Annotated in this window: 22 protein-coding genes and 1 other annotated feature; all 22 genes read right to left on the bottom strand. The window is 46.6% G+C overall.

All coding sequences use genetic code 11. From position 1 onward, the window contains the following. Positions 1 to 42: 42 nt before the first annotated feature. On the bottom strand, positions 43 to 1,185 hold the full coding sequence (locus H0G69_RS02240) for an ArgE/DapE family deacylase (RefSeq protein ID WP_180305090.1): 1,143 nt from the start codon (positions 1,183 to 1,185) through the stop codon (positions 43 to 45). A 60-nt stretch (positions 1,186 to 1,245) separates the two neighbouring features. Further along, positions 1,246 to 1,965 carry a methionine ABC transporter permease gene (locus H0G69_RS02235; protein ID WP_080744364.1) on the bottom strand — a complete coding sequence of 240 codons (720 nt, stop codon included), beginning with the start codon at positions 1,963 to 1,965 and terminating at the stop codon, positions 1,246 to 1,248. Then, a complete protein-coding gene (locus tag H0G69_RS02230) occupies positions 1,940 to 3,007 on the bottom strand; it encodes a methionine ABC transporter ATP-binding protein (RefSeq protein ID WP_180305089.1) in 1,068 nt (355 codons plus the stop codon). Before H0G69_RS02230 ends, H0G69_RS02235 begins: the two co-directional genes overlap by 26 nt. Before the next feature lie 28 nt (positions 3,008 to 3,035). Continuing rightward, positions 3,036 to 3,884, bottom strand: coding sequence for a MetQ/NlpA family ABC transporter substrate-binding protein (locus H0G69_RS02225; protein WP_033934406.1), 849 nt, complete (start codon positions 3,882 to 3,884; stop codon positions 3,036 to 3,038). Positions 3,885 to 4,009: 125 nt separating this feature from the next. Then, positions 4,010 to 4,242 (bottom strand) — a binding site (T-box leader). Positions 4,243 to 4,378: 136 nt separating this feature from the next. Beyond that, positions 4,379 to 4,669 carry a glycine cleavage system H family protein gene (locus H0G69_RS02220; protein ID WP_034541223.1) on the bottom strand — a complete coding sequence of 97 codons (291 nt, stop codon included), beginning with the start codon at positions 4,667 to 4,669 and terminating at the stop codon, positions 4,379 to 4,381. A 12-nt stretch (positions 4,670 to 4,681) separates the two neighbouring features. Then, positions 4,682 to 5,875 carry an FtsW/RodA/SpoVE family cell cycle protein gene (locus H0G69_RS02215; RefSeq protein ID WP_006500280.1) on the bottom strand — a complete coding sequence of 398 codons (1,194 nt, stop codon included), beginning with the start codon at positions 5,873 to 5,875 and terminating at the stop codon, positions 4,682 to 4,684. A 65-nt stretch (positions 5,876 to 5,940) separates the two neighbouring features. Next, on the bottom strand, positions 5,941 to 6,165 hold the full coding sequence (locus tag H0G69_RS02210; RefSeq protein WP_006500281.1) for a DUF2969 domain-containing protein: 225 nt from the start codon (positions 6,163 to 6,165) through the stop codon (positions 5,941 to 5,943). A 4-nt stretch (positions 6,166 to 6,169) separates the two neighbouring features. Continuing rightward, complete coding sequence (gene yidD, locus H0G69_RS02205) at positions 6,170 to 6,421, bottom strand: membrane protein insertion efficiency factor YidD (RefSeq protein ID WP_074504706.1); 252 nt, start codon at positions 6,419 to 6,421, stop codon at positions 6,170 to 6,172. A 10-nt stretch (positions 6,422 to 6,431) separates the two neighbouring features. Beyond that, on the bottom strand, positions 6,432 to 7,430 hold the full coding sequence (gene mreB / locus H0G69_RS02200; RefSeq protein ID WP_180305088.1) for a rod shape-determining protein: 999 nt from the start codon (positions 7,428 to 7,430) through the stop codon (positions 6,432 to 6,434). A gap of 84 nt (positions 7,431 to 7,514) precedes the next feature. Further along, the gene (locus tag H0G69_RS02195) at positions 7,515 to 8,762 is read right to left on the bottom strand and encodes a UDP-N-acetylglucosamine 1-carboxyvinyltransferase (RefSeq protein WP_180305087.1); all 1,248 of its coding nucleotides are present in this window, start codon (positions 8,760 to 8,762) and stop codon (positions 7,515 to 7,517) included. 22 nt (positions 8,763 to 8,784) lie between these two features. Continuing rightward, on the bottom strand, positions 8,785 to 9,015 hold the full coding sequence (locus H0G69_RS02190; protein ID WP_006500284.1) for a DUF1146 family protein: 231 nt from the start codon (positions 9,013 to 9,015) through the stop codon (positions 8,785 to 8,787). 133 nt (positions 9,016 to 9,148) lie between these two features. After that, entirely contained in the window at positions 9,149 to 9,571 is a 423-nt protein-coding gene (locus H0G69_RS02185; protein ID WP_033934403.1) for a F0F1 ATP synthase subunit epsilon, read from the bottom strand. An 11-nt stretch (positions 9,572 to 9,582) separates the two neighbouring features. Continuing rightward, a complete protein-coding gene (atpD, locus tag H0G69_RS02180) occupies positions 9,583 to 11,007 on the bottom strand; it encodes a F0F1 ATP synthase subunit beta (protein ID WP_006500286.1) in 1,425 nt (474 codons plus the stop codon). 27 nt (positions 11,008 to 11,034) lie between these two features. Beyond that, complete coding sequence (locus H0G69_RS02175) at positions 11,035 to 11,958, bottom strand: F0F1 ATP synthase subunit gamma (protein WP_143113080.1); 924 nt, start codon at positions 11,956 to 11,958, stop codon at positions 11,035 to 11,037. Between the two features lie 31 nt (positions 11,959 to 11,989). Beyond that, positions 11,990 to 13,522, bottom strand: a complete 1,533-nt coding sequence (atpA, locus tag H0G69_RS02170; RefSeq protein WP_006500288.1) for a F0F1 ATP synthase subunit alpha — start codon at positions 13,520 to 13,522, stop codon at positions 11,990 to 11,992. A gap of 26 nt (positions 13,523 to 13,548) precedes the next feature. After that, positions 13,549 to 14,091 carry an ATP synthase F1 subunit delta gene (gene atpH / locus H0G69_RS02165; protein ID WP_006500289.1) on the bottom strand — a complete coding sequence of 181 codons (543 nt, stop codon included), beginning with the start codon at positions 14,089 to 14,091 and terminating at the stop codon, positions 13,549 to 13,551. Continuing rightward, a complete protein-coding gene (gene atpF, locus H0G69_RS02160; protein WP_180305086.1) occupies positions 14,081 to 14,596 on the bottom strand; it encodes a F0F1 ATP synthase subunit B in 516 nt (171 codons plus the stop codon). Before atpF ends, atpH begins: the two co-directional genes overlap by 11 nt. A gap of 44 nt (positions 14,597 to 14,640) precedes the next feature. Continuing rightward, positions 14,641 to 14,853 (bottom strand): F0F1 ATP synthase subunit C, encoded by a 213-nt coding sequence (atpE, locus tag H0G69_RS02155; protein ID WP_006500291.1) that lies wholly within the window; start codon positions 14,851 to 14,853, stop codon positions 14,641 to 14,643. Positions 14,854 to 14,877: 24 nt separating this feature from the next. Continuing rightward, positions 14,878 to 15,591: a F0F1 ATP synthase subunit A gene (gene atpB, locus H0G69_RS02150; protein WP_033934401.1), complete on the bottom strand. Its 714-nt coding sequence runs from the start codon at positions 15,589 to 15,591 to the stop codon at positions 14,878 to 14,880. Between the two features lie 312 nt (positions 15,592 to 15,903). Further along, positions 15,904 to 17,181 (bottom strand): solute carrier family 23 protein, encoded by a 1,278-nt coding sequence (locus H0G69_RS02145; RefSeq protein WP_180305085.1) that lies wholly within the window; start codon positions 17,179 to 17,181, stop codon positions 15,904 to 15,906. Between the two features lie 158 nt (positions 17,182 to 17,339). Continuing rightward, a complete protein-coding gene (locus H0G69_RS02140; RefSeq protein ID WP_006500294.1) occupies positions 17,340 to 18,113 on the bottom strand; it encodes a YibE/F family protein in 774 nt (257 codons plus the stop codon). Beyond that, on the bottom strand, positions 18,110 to 19,225 hold the full coding sequence (locus tag H0G69_RS02135; protein WP_180305084.1) for a YibE/F family protein: 1,116 nt from the start codon (positions 19,223 to 19,225) through the stop codon (positions 18,110 to 18,112). Before H0G69_RS02135 ends, H0G69_RS02140 begins: the two co-directional genes overlap by 4 nt. Between the last annotated feature and the right edge of the window lie 126 nt (positions 19,226 to 19,351).

The following is a 19,351-nucleotide window of genomic DNA, read 5'->3' as shown; positions in this document are numbered from 1 at the left end:
AAGACCTTCATGATCCAACATGAAGGTCTTCCAGTCTTTTAGCTAGCCAAAGAAATCATGCATGATGGTACGGTAGGCATTAATCGTGGCAAAATAGCTCGACCAGGTCGTATACTCATCAACCTGATGCGCCCGCGACCATTCATCAGCACCCAACACGACAACCGGCAGATCAGCACGATGCTTGACAAACACGCTGGCATCGGTAGCTCCATTGATGATCGTCAGCTCTGGTTGATTGGCATAGCTGTCGCTAGCTGCCTTTAAGGCCAGTTTTACCAAATCGCTTTGTGGATCAGTTGCAATCGGCCACCAATCATTTAAGATATTGAGCGTCAATTCATAATCCGTAGTCTGATTTAGATAGTCAATCGCCTGCCCAAGCCGGTGCGTAACCCTTTCATTATCAAACGCACGCGTTGGTCGAAGATTGCCGCGCAGTTCGGCACGATCAGGAATCGTATTGACCTGATCGCCTGCTTTTAAAATCGTAATTGAATGCTTAACGCTGCCTAGGTACTGATCCAGCGGCACGTTGTCAAATAAGCTAGCCTCCAGTTCGATAAAACGAGCCAGACCGCTGACGGCATTGATCCCGCGTTCAGGCATGGAGCTGTGTGCTGAGCGGCCCTTACAGATTACTTGATAGTTATAGCTTCCCGACGTGGCATAAACGATATTGCCACCCGTTGGCTCACCTACGATCAAGGCACTCAGATCTTTAGCAACGCCTTTCTCCTCCAAACGATTGGCGCCTGGGGTTCCATATTCCTCGCCAGCCGTTGCAATCAAACGGATCTTGCCATCAGGCTGCCAGCCGCTTTCCTTAAGCTCAATCAAAGCAATTGCCTGCGCAGCCAATCCGCTTTTCATGTCCGCGGCGCCACGGCCAAAGAGTCGATCTCCCTGGGTTTCAGCACCAAATGGATCATGATGCCAGTTAGCACGATTACCCACGGCGACCGTATCCATATGACCAGTAATTCCCAAGACTTGATCAGTATTGCCCGGCCCAAACTCGACGATCAGATTGGCCCGCCGCTCGCCAAACGCATCCACCTTAGCATCCATGCCATACTGAGCAAACAGTCGTGCTAAGTAGTCGGCAACGTCAAGCTCATTGCCGTTTACCGAATTGATATGAATCAGATCTTTTAAAATTTTTGTTTGCTTTTCCTTATCCATTATTCAACACCTCGAAAAAAAGAAACGGCCCCCAAAAGCCGTTTCCATAATCTAATCAAATTAACGATTTTGGTGGTTAACGGCCTTTGCCAAAACGTCACCAACCAGTTGAATGATAATCACCAGCAGCAATACCAGCAAGGTCGCCACGATTGTAATGTCGTTGCAGAAACGATCATATCCATAGGCAATGGCCGTATTACCAAGACCACCAGCACCAACCGCACCAGCCATGGCCGTGAGACCAACCAGACTGATCAGTGAAACCGTAGTCACCCGCACCAATTCAGAACGTGCTTCACGCAAGTAGACTTCGAAGATGATATCAGTATTAGTAGCACCGATCGCCTGCGCAGCCTCGATTTTACCATAGTTTACGCTTTCTAACGCAACCTGCACTTGACGCGCATAAAATGGGAAGAATCCCAAGGACAATGGTACCAAAGCTGCCGTCGTCCCAATCTGCGTACCAACGATCAATTGCGTAAACGGAGCAATGAAGGCCAATAAAATGATAAATGGAATGGCCCGGAACAATGAAACGATCTTGTCAGAAATACTGAACAGCGTCTTATTCTCCATAATGCCGCCAGGTTTTGCAACTACTAGAATCACGCCGAACAACACACCGAGGATCCCACCAAAGACAGCTGGCCAAAACGTCATATAGAGCGTTTGACCAATTGAGGTACCCCAGCCACTGTCGCCGCTCCAGCCGAGTTGGACGACATTAGGAAAATATTTTGCAAAAAACTCAGTCATGCCAAATCCCCCGATCATCAATCTTGGTTACTTCAACGTCTTGATCCTTAAAGAACTTTACAGCTGCCTCTCTTTGATCAGGCGTTCCCTTTACGATCACAAACAGCATCCCGATCGGTACGTTGCCTAATACCTCAACGTTGCCATAGATCATGCTGGCTTCGACGCCGGTTGCCCGGTAAAGCCCGATAATCAGCGGCTCAGCAACTGAATCGCCGCTGTAGACCAGCTGATATAACTCTTCATCATCACTAAGCGTTCCCAGGTTCATTGAGCGCAGCGTATCCATGGCTGCCAGTGAACCGCCGACAAACTGACGCGTCAGTTCCTGCTGTGGCCGCAAGAAGACTTGCCGCAGCTCGCCTTTTTCAATGATCACCCCATGCTGCATTACCGCAATCTTGTTGGCAACACGCTTAACGGCATCCATTTCGTGAGTAATCAAGATGATCGTAAGACCAAGCTTTTCATTTAGATCCTTGAGCAGGTCTAAAATCTGGTTGGTATTGCGAGGGTCCAGCGCCGAGGTTGCCTCGTCAGAAATCAAAATTTCTGGATCATTGGCCAATGCCCGGGCAATGGCAACCCGCTGCTGCTCGCCACCGGAAAGCTGAACTGGATAGGCATCGGCCTTATCCTTTAAGCCGACCAGATCCAAGAGTTTCAATGACTTTTGTTCGACCTCGTCATCACTGAGCTTGCTGTGCTTGAGGGCAAACATGACATTGTCGAGCACCGTCGTTTCGTTCAGCAGATTGAAATGCTGAAAGATCATTCCGATGTTGCGTCGCTTTTCCTGCAGTTTTGCGTTGCTGATCTGCTGCTTGTGATCAGCAAACAGCACTTCGCCTTCAACCGTGATCTTGCCTGCAGTTGGCTTTTGCAGCAGGTTGATCGTGCGAACCAGCGTTGACTTGCCGGCACCCGAGTAGCCAACTACCCCATAGATGTCGCCTTTTTCGACTTGCAGGGTGACATCCTTAACGGCTTGAACAGTTTCGTTTTTGCCAGTCTGGAACGTAACGTCGATGTGTTCCAAATCAATAATGTTTGTCCCCATATATCTCTTCTCCTTCTATCTGGTGGAATTACTTCAGCTTAATATCCCAAGCTGGCTTTTCCAAACCTTTGTATTGTTCGTTGATGATCTTCTTAACCTTTTCCGTTTGGTATGCCTTTACAACATCCTTGTAGGCTTCCTTGTTGCGGTCCTTCTTACGAGCAGCAATCAGATTGATCCATTGTGCAGAATCCTTGTTGACTGGTTCAGTAAAGATGGACTTCTTCGTTGAAAGCTTAGCAGCCACAGCGTAGTTGGTGTTAACGACTGCGGCATCAACACTGTCCAGCGTCCGCGCTGCTTGGTCGGCAGCAACTTCTTTAATCTTCAGGTTCTTTGGATTCTTAGCAATTGAATTGATCGTTGCCAAAGAGTTCGTGTTCTTCTTTAAGGTAATCAGTCCTGCACTCTGCAAAACGTACAGTGCCCGGCTTTCGTTTGATGCATCGTTTGGAACGGCAATCGTAGCGCCATCTGGCAGACTCTTAACACTCTTATAGTTGTTGGAGTAGAGGTGAATTGGCGTGATGAAAGTCTTGCCAATTGAAACCAAGGAGCCTTTGTTAGCCTTGTTCCATGCATCCAGGAAAGCTTTGTGCTGGAAAGCGTTCAGATCGATGCTGCCGCTTTGCAGAGCCTTGTTTGGCTGGTTGTAGTCAGTAAACGTCTTAAGCTTAATATCAACATTGTATTTGCTCTTGGCCGTCTTTTTAACCTGATTCCAAACGGCCTCATCCTGCTTAGATGGTGAAACGACCCCGACCGTTACGGTTTGTTCCTTTTGCTTGCCAAAATTGCCAAAGCTGAAGATCCCAGCAATAACGACTACCAATGCAACAACGACCCAGATTAATGTCTTTTTCTTACGCTTGTTCATAATGATGTCTCCTCTCAATCCTCAATTAAATAATCCCTTTTAATAATAGCTTTTTAAAACAACAGCCTGCCGGCAGCCAATTGTCTGATTATTAATCAAAACAAACAAAAAACACTCATCCTTATAAAAAGGACGAGTGTTTCGCGGTACCACCTTTTTTTGCCTAATTCTCGCAAATTAAGCCTCAGTAGGTGACTTAAAAATCACCTTGCATTGATAACGGCTGCAACCCCGTTACCGGCTAAATATCGCCAGTACCATTCCAAGCCCATCTTCGACTGCTTAACGAATTTCCTCGCACCAACCGGAAACTCTCTGAGCACGCGCCACAATCTACTCTGCTTTTCGATATGTTTGAATTTGTTCGTTCGATTAATTGATTATGTAGTTATTATAATGCAATTTTAATTTACGTCAACACTTTTTTCATAAATTTCATAAAAAAAAGCTGAGACCGGCTTTCAATGCCGGTCTCAGCAATCAGAGAAATTTACTCAGCTAAATGGCTGAACCTTAATCAGCCACTGACCATCGTCACTGTCAGCAGCCACCCAGCCTTCCAACGCTGGATTAACGGCAACGATCACACCGTCAAGCGGACTTTTTAAATCGACGATCATTTTCTGTCCTTCGATCGTAGCCAGACTGTCATTGGTTTTAAGCTGGGTTCCCACCAATGCTACATCAATAAAATTCAGTTGGCCTAATTCCTGCAGTGCTGATTTGTTTAAGCCAACTGCAACCAGATCACGGGCTTGATGATCAATCCACCATGGCTGTTCCATCTTACATCACCCCTAATGAAATTCTTGATTGTTGCTGAACATGTAGGAATGATGATGATACCTCATCGACATGACCATCCCAATCCCAATCAGATTTCCGATCAAAGAAGAGCCACCAGCACTGATAAACGGCAAAGGAATCCCCGTCAATGGCAAAAGGCCGATGTTCATCCCAATATTTTCAAAGACGTGGAAAAGGATCATCATAATGACCCCGGTTGAAATATAGGCATAGAACTCATTTTTGGTATCAAACGTTACCCGAATCATCAGATAGATCAGCAGCAGATAAAGCAAAATCAGCAGGACGCCGCCAATAAAGCCAAAGTTTTCACCGATGACCGAAAAAATCATATCAGATTCACGCACCGGTACATAAACATGCGTGTGGTTAAAGCCCGTCCCGGTAATTCCACCGCTGCCGACCGCCTTAATGCTTTGCCAGAGCTGGTAGCCTTGGTTGGTCGTATCAGCTTGAGGATTCAGCCAGGTATCAACCCGTTCAAACTGGTATGCCTGAAAGCCGATATGCTCTAAAATTCGTCGACCAGTCGTACTGGTAACCATTGCCAGCGCTGAACCGCCAACAACAATCAAAACCGTAGCAACTGGGGCAATAATCCGCCAAGTTACGCCACCTACCAAGACCATACCACAGAAAATAGCAAAGAAGACCAGCGAAGTCCCAAAGTCGTTTTGAAAGTGCAGCGAGATCATAATCGGCATCAGCCACAGCAGCATCTTGCCAATCAAGCGCCAATCCGATTCAACGGTATGGGTACTGTATTGACTGTTATGAGTCGTGATCACGCGGCCCATCATTAATATATAGGCCGGTTTCATGACTTCTGAAGGCTGAAAAGTGAACGGACCAATGGCAAACCAGCTCTTGGCACCTGTACTGGCGTAGTACGATCGACTATAAAAGACCAGGATGGCAAACATCAAGAAGATTCCGAGCCAATAGACGATTGGCGCGATTTTCCAGAGCTGTTCGGCGTCAAACTGCATGATAACGATAATCATGATCGTCCCAATGATATACCAAATCAATTGCGATACTACTTGACGCGTGATGCTGGTCGGGGTCTTATCATTGCTGGCCGCAACATAGATTGAAGCCAGTCCAATCAACGCCAACAAAAGCACACAGAAGATAATGCCCCAGTCAATCCGCGATTCATTATCATTTTGCGATCGTTGCATTAAAATTTCTCCTTATTAAAACTAAAAAGGGCTCGGGCTTTTCCCCAACCCCTTTTATCCACCAATCAACCTTGGTGAAGATGATACTGCTGAAGAATCGTTTCCAGCCCTTCTTCTTGTGAGCGAACGTAAAATGCCTGTTCGCCTTTGAGGAGAATTGCCTTGAAGCGTTCCTTATCAGCCACGACCTCACCGATCAGTCGCTTTCCAACAAAAATCTGTTCTACCGGCTGGCCATTGCGTTCAATATCTTTGACGCTAACGGCAACCGTCTTTTCTTTTTTTGACACGTTTTCACCCTTGTCTATGATGTGTTCGTCGGATTGTAAAGTGATCCGGCACTGGATCGAAACCACCGTGGGCCCAAGGATGGCAGCGTAAAATCCTGGCACTGCCCATTAAAACTCCTTTAAGTCCAAACCGCTGAACGGCCTCCAGCATATACTGCGAGCAGGTTGGCTCATAGCGACACACACGATAGGGACGACGTGAAGAAATGCCGCGCTGATAACCTTTAATCAGCATGATCACTATTTTCCTAAACATTGCTTAATATCTATTTACGATTTTTACCGCTATCAGACTGCATGCGTTCCAGCAGCTCACCAGCACCCTTGGCAACATTGTCCAGTGGGTCTTGTGAAACGACTACTGGTACCTTTAAGCGATCACTAAACAGCTTGTCAATACCGTGAAGCATCGCCGTTCCCCCCGTCAGCATGATGCCGCGATCGATAATATCGCTGGCAAGCTCTGGTGGTACGGTTTCAAGTACGGCAACTGATGCTCGAACGATCTGCTCTAAAGTGTCATGCAATGCATCCGCGATTTCATTTTCATTGGTTTCAATCTGCTTTGGCATCCCGCTGGCAACATCACGACCACGTACTTCCATTGTCTGTGGATCGTCGACCTTTTGTGCTGTTCCCAGTTCGATCTTGATGCGTTCGGCAGTATGCTCACCAATAATTAAGCCATGATGCTCTTTGATGTATTCAGCAATGTCACTGTTTAACTGGTCACCAGCCAAGCGAACCGACTCGCTGGCTACGATATCACCCAAAGAAAGCACGGCAATATCACTGGTACCGCCACCCATATCGATTACCATATTGCCACAGGGCTTGAAGATATCAAGTCCAGCACCAATTGCAGCTACCTTTGGCTCATATTCCAGGTAAACCTTGCCGCCACCCGACTGTTCAGCAGCTTGAATGATGGCCTTGCGCTCAATTTCCGTAATATTGGTTGGCGCACAGATCATAATATCAGGTTTTGACATAAAGCCCTTGACGCTAAGCTTGCTGATAAAGTAAGAAAGCATTTCCTGGGTCATATCAAAGTCGGAAATTACCCCGTTTTTCAGTGGACGAATCGCGCGAATGTTGCTTGGCGTCCGTCCTACCATGCGATAGGCTTCCGAACCGACTGCCAGAACCTTATTAGTGCGTGTATCAATCGCCACTACGGATGGTTCGTTTAATACGATACCCTTTCCTTGTACGTAAATCAGAACATTGGCTGTTCCAAGGTCAATTCCGATATCCTTAGCCATGTTTTTCTCCTTCCGATTTTTACTCAATTCGAACGATATTATACCACAACCAGTCTTCAACCGCTGAATTGATAATAATCTGCTTTACTTAAATTTTGTTAATGATTTTGAAGCCGATTCAAAGTCCTTTAACTGCAGACTGGCCCCCAGACTTTGCAGCTTGGCAGGTAAGTCCTCAAACTCATCACCAAGATAAGCGCCGTTTTCTACGATCGTTAGTCCTTTAGCCGCCAAGCCAGCCAGGGTCAGCGTCAGTGCACTGCTGGCATCAAAAGCCTTAACCTTGATGCCGCTGAGCTTGGCCGGACCATTTAAAATCAATTCACCGGCAGTTTCTTGAACACCAGCCTGCATTTTCTGCAATTGATCAAGCAGTCTTCGATCCATGACTGCATTGCTGCTTTTACCATTAGCCAACAGCTGTAGAATTGCAAGCTCAGGGTACATGGTGCTGGGAAAAAGACTTTGTAGATCAGCTGGCAGCAAGACTGCCGTTCCTAAAACTCGAACGCCATTTTGCTGGACGACTACGGTACATCCCATCCGTTCAAGCTGATTAATCACGCCTTGAACGCTTTGCAGATGAACATTTTCTACAATCACATCGCCATTAGTTATTGCGGCAACCAGCATCAGTGCCGTTGCTTCCAGATAGTCGCCGGCAATCTCATAGTCACAGCCATGCAGAAACGTCACGCCTTGTACCCTTACGATTTTCGTTCCTGCGCCATGCACCCGCGCCCCCATCTTGTTTAAAAGATTGGCCAGGGCAATGACCTCAAAATCACAGGCTGCATTTTCAATTACCGTAATTCCATCAGCAAGGACCGCAGCCATGATCAGACTCTGAGTACTCAGGCAGTTGCTATCTGCCAGCTTTAAATGACTTCCCTTTAAGCGGCCTGCTTTGATCGCTAAAGCTTCATCATTTAACGAGACATCAGCTCCCAAGCATCTTAGATCGGCAATAATCTCATCTGGCACCTGATCTTTGTTTAATCTGACACTGCCAGTGCGGGCCAGCAGCGGACCAATCATCAATGAGGCAACCTTTGCGGAAGTAATTGCCGTTAGGTCGTCAGCCGTAAGTTTTGCTTGAGATTGGATAATGAGCTGATGAGTCGGCTTATTGACAGTGACAGCCAAGTCCAGCTTTCGTAAGCGTTCATTCATCGTATCGACAGTCATCGTATCAGCAACGTTAGCCAGCTTAAGCTCACCAGTTGATGCCAAAAGCGCCGCAATCTGTGCCGTCAGTGCCAGGGCAGTTGACCCCGCAACAGCAACGCTCCCACGTAGACGCTGCCCTCCTTGAATCAGGATTTTTTTCATTTGGTTTTCCTCCAACATTGATTTATTGTGCCAAATAAATCAGATTACGAATTGCTTTTAGAACCGTCAATAAAAAGCTGGCATTCAAGTAGCCAAGCGCGGTTGCCAAAAGCACCATCAGCAATGGCAGCGTTTTAGGCGGACGCCGAAACCAACGTTCCATATGAAGTCCCTGTAGTGCATAAAAGGCAATCCAAATAAAGCCCAATTGTATTACGATCGTAATCAAAGCCTGCAGACCTGTCAGTTCCATTAAACTCCCCCCAATAAGCAATCATTAATCATATTAACATATTCTATGCTAAGCCTTCTAACTGCTGGTCAATGTTTACAAGAAATTAAAAAACGCCATGCCTGTAATCGGCATGACGTTTTGGCCAACCAAATCAACGCATCTGTGAAACGTTGAGTCGGTTGATTGCTCGGCGCAGGTGAACTTCAGCACGCGCAAGCTCATTTTTACTGTGCTTTTGCTTAGCTTCTTCAACCCACTTTTCAGAGCGTTCTTTGGCTTTTTCAGCCCGGGCTACGTCAATCGTCGTTGGCAGTTCAGCACTGTCAGCAACCACTGTCGCAGCATTTTCATTGAATTCCATGAAACCACCGTTAACGGCGATCACATCGTCTTTAGCGGAGTTGTGCTTGACGCGCAAGGCACTGATCTGCAGCGCTGCAACCAGGGGCACGTGGTTCGCCATGATCCCCATTTGACCGCCACGCGTATCCATAACCAGCATCGTAGCGTCTTTGTTCTCATAGACGGTGCCATCAGGAGTGATAATGGTGACCTTAAAAGTACTATCAGCCATGATCATCCCTCCTAGTTTTCAGCTTTTTCGGCATCAGCTTTCATCTGCTTAGCTTTTTCAACAACATCCTCGATTGGACCGACCAGACGGAAAGCATCTTCCGGCAGATCATCGTACTTACCATCAAGGATTTCCTTGAAGCCTTTGATCGTGTCTTTCAATGGAACATAACGACCTGGCATCCCCGTAAATTGTGAAGCAACGTTGAAGCTTTGTGACAGGAAGAATTGAATCCGCCGTGCCCGAGCAACAATCGTCTTTTCTTCATCTGAAAGTTCATCCATCCCCAAGATGGCGATGATGTCTTGTAATTCACGGTAACGCTGCAGGACATGCTGTACCCGCGTAGCTACTTCATAGTGTTCCTTACCAACGACTTCAGGCGTCAATGCGGTTGACGTTGAAGCCAATGGATCAACGGCTGGGTAGATACCCATTTGCGTCAGCCGACGTTCCAGGTTGGTCGTGGCATCCAAGTGGGCAAAAGTCGTTGCTGGAGCAGGGTCGGTGTAGTCATCGGCAGGAACATAAACGGCTTGAATCGACGTAATGGAACCCTTCTTAGTCGAAGTAATCCGTTCCTGCAGCTGACCCATTTCAGTAGCCAGCGTTGGCTGATAACCAACGGCAGATGGAATCCGTCCCAGCAGGGCTGAAACTTCTGAACCGGCTTGAGTAAACCGGAAGATGTTGTCGATAAACAGCAGCACGTCTTGGCCCTTTACGTCACGGAAGTATTCCGCGATCGTCAAACCAGTCAAGGCAACCCGCATCCGGGCACCAGGTGGTTCGTTCATTTGACCATAGACCATGGCCGTCTTGCTCAGAACCCCAGAAGCCTTCATTTCGAAGTACATGTCATTACCTTCACGGGTCCGTTCACCAACACCGGTAAATACGGAAATCCCATTGTGGCCTTGAGCAATGTTGTGGATCAGTTCTTGAATCAAGACGGTCTTGCCGACACCGGCACCACCGAAAAGACCAATCTTACCACCACGAACGTATGGAGCAAGCAGATCGATAACCTTGATCCCCGTTTCCAAAATTTCCGTAGTGTTGTTCAAATCTTCGTACTTAGGTGCTTCACGGTGAATTGGCATCCGCTTGGCATCTGGGCCGAATTCTGGACCATTGTCGATTGGTTCACCAAGGACATTGAAAACTCGACCCAGAGTATCGTCACCAACTGGAACGCTGATTGAAGCGCCCGTGTTTTCGACCTTCATGCCACGTTGCAGACCATCGGTACCGTCCATGGCAACCGTCCGTACCACACCGTCACCCAGTTCAAGGGAAACTTCAGTAGTCAGCGTCGTGCCATCGCCTTTATCGATCTTCAGCGCGTCATTGATTTCTGGCAGCTTGTCGTCCAAGGGGAATTCAACATCGACAACTGGACCGATAACCTGTACAACTTTACCAGTAGCACTCATGCTGTTTCCTCCTACTTACTAGAATGATTATTCTTGGGCCGTCATACCACCGGTAATTTCAGTAATTTCCGTGGTAATGGCAGCTTGCCGTGCCCGGTTGTATTGAAGCTCCAAATCCGAAATGATCTCATCAGCATTGTCGGAAGCAGAGCTCATTGCATTGGCACTTGAGGAGTGTTCAGACGTCTTGGCATCCAAAATCGCTCCATAAACCAAACTTTCCGCGTATTGCGAAACGATTACCGAAACGATATCGTTGGCGGAAGGTTCGAATTCGAATTCAGGCGAAATCCGCGTCTTGTCAGTAGATTCCTCACTTACGGCCGGCTGATCGTCGGTCATTGAATCTTCTGACACTGGCATCATCTTTTGAACCCGAACATGTGACGTAATCCGGTTGACGTAGTGATTATATGACAGGAAAAGTTCGTCAAATACTCCGTCATTGTACATTTGTACCGTGGTCTTAACGATCCCGCGGACTTCTTTGTACGTTGGCACGTCACTAACACCAGTGTACTCATAAACAACGTTCATACCGCGTTTCTTAAAGAACTCGGTCCCGGTTCGTCCAATCGTCAGGAAAACCGTGTTGTCTTTATTCAAATGGTGTTTTTTCATCGTTTCCAGGGTTTCTTTGATAACGTTGCTGTTGTAGCTTCCTACCAATCCCCGGTCAGATGTGATAACTAAGATGCCAGTCTGCTGTACTGGTCGTTTGTCAAACAGCGACGTGAACTGATCTTTACTATCAGCATCCGTCGTACTGTGAGATTTGACCATGCTGGACAGGACTTCACGAACCGTAGCAGCATAGGCCTCATAAGCCTTAGTATGGTGCTGAATCTGGTTAAGCTTAGCCGTAGAAACCATTTGCATGGCAGAGGTAATCTGACGCGTGCTCTTGGTTGACTGAATCTTGCGTTTAACAGTAGCAAGTGAAGCTGGCACTAAATCTCACCGTCCTTTCGACTAGTCATGCTTAGTTTTTGGCAGCTTTGTCGCTGTCGCTGGTTTGAAATGACGTTTCCTTAAAGTCCTTGATTGCCTGGTCGATAACATCGCCTTCTGGCAGCTTGCCAGTTTCTGCAATCTGGTCATAAACGTCTTGATGGTTTGCACGCATGTAGGCAGCCAGTTCCTGTTCAAAGCGACGAACGTCTTGAACAGGAATGTTGTCAACATATCCATGTGACAGAGCAAAAAGCGTTACAACCTGTTGAGCGACTGGTTGTGGCTCGTGCAGGCCCTGCTTTAAGATTTCCATCGTCCGTTCACCACGGCCCAGACGACGCTGCGTGTTTTCATCCAGATCAGAACCGAATTGCGCAAAGGCAGCCAGTTCGTTGTAGGCAGAAATATCCAGACGCAGCGTACCAGCAACCTTCTTCATGGCTTTGATCTGAGCGTCACCACCGACACGAGAAACCGAAGTCCCGGCGTTGATGGCTGGACGTTGACCAGCATAGAAGGAGTCAGAATCCAAGAAGATCTGACCGTCAGTAATGGAGATAACGTTGGTTGGAATGTAGGCTGAAACGTCACCAGCTTGGGTCTGAATAACTGGCAGAGCAGTCATTGAACCGCCGCCCATGTCGTCTGAAAGCCGTGCAGCACGTTCAAGCAGACGTGAGTGCGTGTAGAAAATGTCACCTGGGTAGGCTTCACGACCTGGTGGCCGCCGCAGAATCAGTGACAGTTCACGGTAGGCATCGGCTTGTTTCGTCAAGTCATCGTAAACGATCAAGACATCTTGGCCATTGTACATAAACTCTTCACCCATTGCAGCTCCGGCATATGGTGCCAGGTAAAGCATTGGTGCAGGGTTGGAGGCACTGGCTGAAACGACGATCGTGTAGTCCAAGGCGCCATATTGACGCAGCGTTTCAACTTGAGCCCGTACCGTTGATTCCTTTTGACCAATTGCAACATAGATACAAATCATGTCTTGGTCTTTTTGGTTGATGATCGTGTCAATGGCAAGTGAAGTCTTACCAGTCTTACGGTCACCAATGATCAATTCACGTTGGCCACGACCAATTGGTACCAAGGCATCAATAACCTTGATCCCAGTCTGCAGTGGCACGCTAACGCTCTTCCGCTGCATAACGCCAGGGGCCTTCTTTTCCACGGGACGCGTCTTGTTGGTCTTGATTTCGCCAAGACCGTCAATTGGCCGTCCCAGTGGGTCAACGACCCGACCTAACAGTTCTTTGCCGACGGGAACTTCCATAATCCGGCCCGTCCGCTTAACAGTATCGCCTTCACGGATTCCCGTGTAGTCCCCTAAAATAACGATACCAACATCGTTACTTTCGAGGTTTTGGGCCATCCCGTAGACACCGTTGCTAAATTCGAGCAACTCACCAGCCATGGCATTTTCCAAGCCATCGGCACGAGCAACCCCGTCACCAACATAGGTAACCGTCCCAGTTTCTTCAACGGAAATTTGGTCCTGATAGTTGGCGAGCTGCTTCTTGATGAGTGAACTGATTTCCTCAGTTTTAATGCTCATAAAGGTCTCACCTCTTTGACAATTGATTATTTAACAAGTAAACGACGAATTTGTTCAATCTTTGAACTGAGACTACCATCCAGAGTTTCATTGTTTGCTCGGATGATGACTCCGCCTAAAATTGACGGATCAACCGTTTCGTGCAATACGATTTCGTTGGCTGACAGACGCTTAGCCAGACCAGCCTTCAGTTGATCGCGTTGCTTCGTATCGAGTTGCACCGCTGTGATTACTTCGGCGTGGATGCGTTTGTTAAATGCATCGTAACGCCGTTCAAACTCATCAATAATTGCGACCAAATCATCCATGCGGCCGTAATCAAAAACCATTTGAATCAGATTGGAAACGAATGGCGAAGCATCCTTTTTCAATGCATCAATCAAAGATTTTTTCTCAGCGAGTGACAGATCGACACCGCTCAACAGCGCTGCCAAACTGTCATTTTCTTCGAAGACTTGACGCAAAGCAGATAATTCTTGATAAGTCTGATCGAGTTGACCGTTTTCTTCAGCCAGCTCAAAAATTGCTTTCGCATAGCGGTTAGCAACCGTCTTCTTATCAAGACTCATGTTTTACCAACCCTTCGATGTACGAATCGATCAGTGCTTTTTGATCGTCCGCGTTTAATTCCTTGTGGATGAGCTTGGAAGCAATCTCAATAGATAAGTTGGCAACATCGTTTTGCGCCCCTTTCAGAGCATCACGACGTGCCTGCTCAGCATCCTTTTGGGCTTGCTCTTTTACGACCTGCGCATCTTTTTGCGCATCCGTAACGATCTGGTCCCGTTGAGCTTCACCAGTCTTTTTGGCCGTGCTGATAATCTTGGCGGCTTCTTGGTGAGAGTTCTGCAATTCAGTTTGACGCTGTGCAGCCAGCTTTTCTGCTTCGGCACGCGACTTTTCTGCATTGTCGATGTCATCGGAAATCTTGGTTGCCCGCTTGTTCATCATATCCGTAACTGGTTTCCAAGCATAATGCTTAACCAACAGCATCAGGATAATAAATGAAACAATGTAAAACAGCATGTCTCCGATGTATAAGCTATTGGATTGAGCCAGAACACCTTGCAACATCTATTGACACCTCCTTGTAAATTGATAGCTTTAGTTATTTTGAACTACTTGTTCATTACAAGGAAGCCAATAACGATGGCCAGGATAGGCATGGCTTCGATCAAACCAACACCAATGAACATCGTACCACGCAGTGCACCAGACATTTCTGGTTGACGAGCCATCCCATCGATCGTGTGGCTAATGACAAAACCGTTACCAATACCGGCACCCAGTGCCGCACCAAAAGCAGCGATACCTGCAGCAATTGCACCCATTTTTATATCCTCCTTAAGATATACTTATTCCTCAGCAGAAACCTTCTGAGAAATATAAACCGTAGTTAATGTTACAAAGACATAAGCCTGAATAGCCCCAATGAAGACTGAGAAGCCTTGCCAAACAATTTCAAGTGGCAGACTGACCAGGATCGTTGGAACACCGTGTGAAAAGGCCATCTGTCCAAGCAACTTCAGCAGCAGTTCCCCGGCAAAAATGTTACCAAAGAGCCGCAGACCAAGCGTCAAGAAGTTGGCAAATTCCTCAACCAAGTTAATTGGCAGCATAACAGCATATGGCTTGAGGTAAGAGCCAAAGTAGTGCTTCAAACCGTTTTTGCTGATCCCGGCAAAGTGTGCCAGCATGATCATGCTCAACGAGAAAGTCAGCGTTACGACTGGATCGGCAGTGGGACTTCTCACAATCTCGTTTCCGTTCCATCCGATTTGGAAAATCAGACCCAGCTGGTTTGAGAAGAAGATAAAGGCAAACAGTACGAAGGCCAAGAAGCTGTAGTTGCCAACTTCTGATGCAGGCATTTGTTCCCGCACGATACCGTTTGTAAATTCAATCAACCACTCAATTACGTTTTGGCCGCCTTTAGGCTTCATTTGCAAATGCCGTGAAAGACCAAATAAAACAAAGAAGACCAAGACAAAAATAATGGTGCCTGAAATCACGTTAGTCGCATTGAACGTAAGGCCGAATAGCTTAAAAGTATAAGCTTCACCGCCCATTTATATTCCACCTCTTTTCTTTATAACAATAATTTGGTTTGTAAATTGGATTCCATCTCGTTGAAACAACCACGAACTGTCCCAAGTTACGATCATTAATATAGCATTATTTCATTAAAATTTCAAAAAAATATCAGAGCCAAAGAAAACGCCAACATCAGCTCGATCCGTTACACAGCAGGCACTTCGAGTTAACATAACATATAAACCAACCTAATAAATTGTTTATAATTTATATCTATTCATTGACATAAATAAAAAAATGATGACATTTGAGATAAAACGTCATCATTTGTTTCTTTTTTAATTGGTCTAGTTGTTTTTCTTACGTTCGCTGGCAGCCTCATCAGGCAGGATCAGATTTAAAACAATCCCCAAGACCGCTGCTACCGCCAATCCCGAAAACTGATATTGGCCTAACTTTAAGTAGGCATTACCGATCCCGATCACCAGAATTACCGAGCTGATCATCAAATTACGCTTCTTGTTAAAGTCGATTTGGTCTTCGATCATAACCCGCAGACCGCTAGAGGCAATCACACCAAATAATAGGAAGGAAATCCCACCAATAACGGGGCCTGGGATTGATTCAATCAATGCGCTCAGCTTGCCGACAAAACTGAAGAAGACGGCAAACAAGGCAGCCCCTGCCAGAACGTAGACGCTATGAACGCGGGTAATTGCCAGGACGCCAATGTTTTCGCCATAAGACGTCACTGGCGGCCCGCCAACAAAGCCGGCAATAATCGAAGCCGTCCCATCCCCAGCCAAAGTGTGATTCAACCCGGGATCCTTAAAGTAGTTGCGTTCGGTCAGCTCGTTAAGAACCATGATATGCCCCATGTGCTCAGTCATGGTAACAAACGCAATCGGTGCCATGCTTAAAATCGCGCCCCAATAAAAATGCGGCTGATAGTTCACGAACGGAACCTGAAAATCGGGCAGACTGAACCAATGTGCCGCAGCTACTGGCGCCAGGTCAACAATACCAAACAGGCAAGCAATCACATAGCCGCAAACGATCCCCAGCAGAATCGGAATCAAACCCAAAAAGCCTTTGCAAAACATGTTAAAAGCAATCGTAACCAACAATGTCAGCATGGCAACGGCAAAATAGCGCAGGTCATAATGCGTACCGTTCATCGTAGCATCTTTAGCCGCCGTGCTGGCCAAAGAAAGTCCGATCACCATCACGATTGGGCCGACCACGATTGGCGGCAGCACGTGATCAATCCAGTCCGAGCCAATCATCGTAACGATCAGCGATACCAATAAGTACACACAGCCAACCGCGATCGTACCTTGAGCAATCCCTGGGTAGCCCGTTGATTTCATCAATGCCATCATTGGGACGATAAAACTAAAGCTCGAACCCATATAAGCCGGAATCTTGTGACGCGTGATCAGCAGATACATCAAGGTTCCAACCCCTGAACTGAACAAAGCGATTCCTGGATTCAATCCAACCAGAATCGGCACCAGCACGGTTGAACCAAACATTGAGAACATATGCTGCAATGACAATCCAACCCACTGACCAAACTCTGGCCTTTCATCAACGTCTAAAACGACACCATCACGATGTGCCATTCAAAAACACCCCTATGCAGATAAAAATAATAGCCCTTGAGCTCCGGCCCAAAGACTACCTTAAAACAACCCGCAAGATGGATGATTATTTTAACGCGTCCTTGGAAACCTCTCTGGATTTCATTAAAGGACCGATATTCAAGTTACTAGACTATAGCTTACTTGTTTTCAGAAAAACTGTCAACTATCGTCTTTTTGCGCAGCCCCATTATCCAAGCCGTAATCGGAACCGTTAACAGAACTCCAATAAAAGAAGTCAATACCATTATCATCTCGGCAACAAAAATCTTATTATTCATAATCGTTCCAAATGAGTAATGTAATCCAGCAAACCAGATAAAAAGCGTTAAAAAACCGCCAAAAAAGCCAAAGAACAACGTATTAAAAGTCGTTCCAATAATCTGTCCGCCAATTGCCATGCCGCTTTTCATAATCTGAGCAGTCGAGATATCAGGATGCGCATTTAAAACCTCAGTCAGTCCCGCAGCTACCGCCATCGCTGCTTCAGCAATCGCCCCCAGCGTACTTAGAATCGTCGTTGTAACGGCCACTTTCAGATAGCTGATACCAATTAAAATCGACATGCCCTCCAGATCCTCACTGTCTTCGGGACCAAAGCCCTGTACCATTGCCCAGTGCTCAACGCCAATAATCAGCAGCAGGAGAATTCCCATTACGATCAGCGATGCGTAAAAAGCCGTCACGGTCGTTTTTAGATCATCCTCACCCATAAAAATCGTTACTGCCAAAATAATAGTTCCAGTCGTCAGCGTTACAAACAACGGCGGAACGTGGAAGGCAATCAGTACGATCGCAAAATATAAAAAGCCAAAGTTTAGCAACAGGCTTAAAAATGATGTCCATCCCTGCTTACCGCCAACTAAAATCATCAGAATCATCAAGACCAGTCCCAATGCCGTAATCGTACTCATGCTTTTGCCTTCTTTCCTAATAAAAGCGCTGCTAATGCACTGGCAATCGGAATCGCCAAAACGATGCCGATTCCGCTGATCAAGCTTTGAACGGTGCCCAGACACATATTCATTGAAAACGTGTAGCCCCAGGAATTGCCATTTTTCAAATACAGCAAAGATGAGGTAAAGGTATCGGCCATAAAAATCAGAAACAAGACGTTAACCAACGGTCCCATAATGGATTGACCGACGCTGCGTCCGGCTAAGAACAGCTGACGCTTGGTTGCAGCTGGATCAAGCTGTTTGAGCTCAAAGATCGTCGCCACGATGTCACTTGACTCATCCATTACGGCACCCAGCGAGCCCAGCAGCGTCTCGGCCAAAAAGAGCGGTCGCGGAACCTGAGTGACATACTGCATCGATTCATAATAAATTCCGCGTTCCTGTGTCAGATTAAAAACCAGCAGACTGATCAGCATTGCGGCAATCGTGCCAAAAACCGTTGCCCCCAAGGTAGCCAGCATTCGCCTGGTAAAACCTAGAATCATGACCAGACTGATGACCGTAAAAATCAATGCCAGCACGCCAAAAATCAGCAGCACGTGCGCGGCCTGCATTTTCAGATCCAGCTCAATAGCCAGCATAAACAGAATCGTATTGACGATCACACTAAGCAGAGCTAAGCTGCCTTGTCTTCTCATCATCAACAGCAGCATCAAAATTACCAGCCAGACTAAAAAGACAATGACGGTATCGCGCTTATAGCCGGCAATGGTAGCATGCAGCTCGCCATTTTTTTCATGAACGCGCGTCAAAAAAATCTCGTTGCCGGCTCGATACCTCTGATCCATTGCCCCGGAATAAGAATAGGTATTGGTAACCGTAAGTACATGACCGCGATATTTACCATTCAGCATTTTAATTCTAAGGTGCTGCTTAGTCTGCCAATCAACGTTTTTAAACTCATCAGTCTGCTTAACGGCTTTTTCGTTATGTACCTGTTCAACTTTTGCCAATGGTCGCTGATAAAAAGCCTCATTATGAAAGGTAAACAGCAGCGCACCCAGCCCAATAACCAGCAAGATCAAAAACTGCCTTGCAAAACCGGCCGAACCTTTTAATTTCTGCATTTTCTCAGATCCTTTATTGGATTTAATTTTAACAATCAGCTACCATTTTACTATTTTTGGCGAGTTTGGCTTCGTTTACCGACAGTTGTTAAAAAATGTTAAGACTTTTATCTGGCAAAATAAAAA

The sequence above is a fragment of the Limosilactobacillus mucosae genome (assembly GCF_013423865.1).
Taxonomy (GTDB): Bacteria; Bacillota; Bacilli; order Lactobacillales; family Lactobacillaceae; genus Limosilactobacillus; species Limosilactobacillus mucosae.
Note: the sequence above shows the minus strand (reverse complement) of the source record. Positions and strands in the feature narration are given on the sequence as shown.

What these genes read in the sequence shown, in the direction of transcription:
- H0G69_RS02225 (WP_033934406.1), bottom strand. Translation starts at nt 3,884, where the DNA reads ATGAACAAGCGTAAGAAAAAGACATTAATCTGGGTCGTTGTTGCATTG.
- H0G69_RS02240 (WP_180305090.1), bottom strand. Translation starts at nt 1,185, where the DNA reads ATGGATAAGGAAAAGCAAACAAAAATTTTAAAAGATCTGATTCATATC.
- H0G69_RS02190 (WP_006500284.1), bottom strand. Translation starts at nt 9,015, where the DNA reads ATGGAACTGACAGGTCTGCAGGCTTTGATTACGATCGTAATACAATTG.
- H0G69_RS02135 (WP_180305084.1), bottom strand. Translation starts at nt 19,225, where the DNA reads ATGCAGAAATTAAAAGGTTCGGCCGGTTTTGCAAGGCAGTTTTTGATC.
- H0G69_RS02195 (WP_180305087.1), bottom strand. Translation starts at nt 8,762, where the DNA reads ATGAAAAAAATCCTGATTCAAGGAGGGCAGCGTCTACGTGGGAGCGTT.
- H0G69_RS02230 (WP_180305089.1), bottom strand. Translation starts at nt 3,007, where the DNA reads ATGGGGACAAACATTATTGATTTGGAACACATCGACGTTACGTTCCAG.
- H0G69_RS02235 (WP_080744364.1), bottom strand. Translation starts at nt 1,965, where the DNA reads ATGATCGGGGGATTTGGCATGACTGAGTTTTTTGCAAAATATTTTCCT.
- atpB (WP_033934401.1), bottom strand. Translation starts at nt 15,591, where the DNA reads ATGGGCGGTGAAGCTTATACTTTTAAGCTATTCGGCCTTACGTTCAAT.
- atpA (WP_006500288.1), bottom strand. Translation starts at nt 13,522, where the DNA reads ATGAGCATTAAAACTGAGGAAATCAGTTCACTCATCAAGAAGCAGCTC.
- yidD (WP_074504706.1), bottom strand. Translation starts at nt 6,421, where the DNA reads ATGTTTAGGAAAATAGTGATCATGCTGATTAAAGGTTATCAGCGCGGC.
- H0G69_RS02215 (WP_006500280.1), bottom strand. Translation starts at nt 5,875, where the DNA reads ATGCAACGATCGCAAAATGATAATGAATCGCGGATTGACTGGGGCATT.
- H0G69_RS02185 (WP_033934403.1), bottom strand. Translation starts at nt 9,571, where the DNA reads ATGGCTGATAGTACTTTTAAGGTCACCATTATCACTCCTGATGGCACC.
- atpE (WP_006500291.1), bottom strand. Translation starts at nt 14,853, where the DNA reads ATGGGTGCAATTGCTGCAGGTATCGCTGCTTTTGGTGCGGCACTGGGT.
- atpD (WP_006500286.1), bottom strand. Translation starts at nt 11,007, where the DNA reads ATGAGTGCTACTGGTAAAGTTGTACAGGTTATCGGTCCAGTTGTCGAT.
- atpH (WP_006500289.1), bottom strand. Translation starts at nt 14,091, where the DNA reads ATGAGTCTTGATAAGAAGACGGTTGCTAACCGCTATGCGAAAGCAATT.
- atpF (WP_180305086.1), bottom strand. Translation starts at nt 14,596, where the DNA reads ATGTTGCAAGGTGTTCTGGCTCAATCCAATAGCTTATACATCGGAGAC.
- H0G69_RS02220 (WP_034541223.1), bottom strand. Translation starts at nt 4,669, where the DNA reads ATGGAACAGCCATGGTGGATTGATCATCAAGCCCGTGATCTGGTTGCA.
- H0G69_RS02140 (WP_006500294.1), bottom strand. Translation starts at nt 18,113, where the DNA reads ATGAGTACGATTACGGCATTGGGACTGGTCTTGATGATTCTGATGATT.
- mreB (WP_180305088.1), bottom strand. Translation starts at nt 7,430, where the DNA reads ATGGCTAAGGATATCGGAATTGACCTTGGAACAGCCAATGTTCTGATT.
- H0G69_RS02145 (WP_180305085.1), bottom strand. Translation starts at nt 17,181, where the DNA reads ATGGCACATCGTGATGGTGTCGTTTTAGACGTTGATGAAAGGCCAGAG.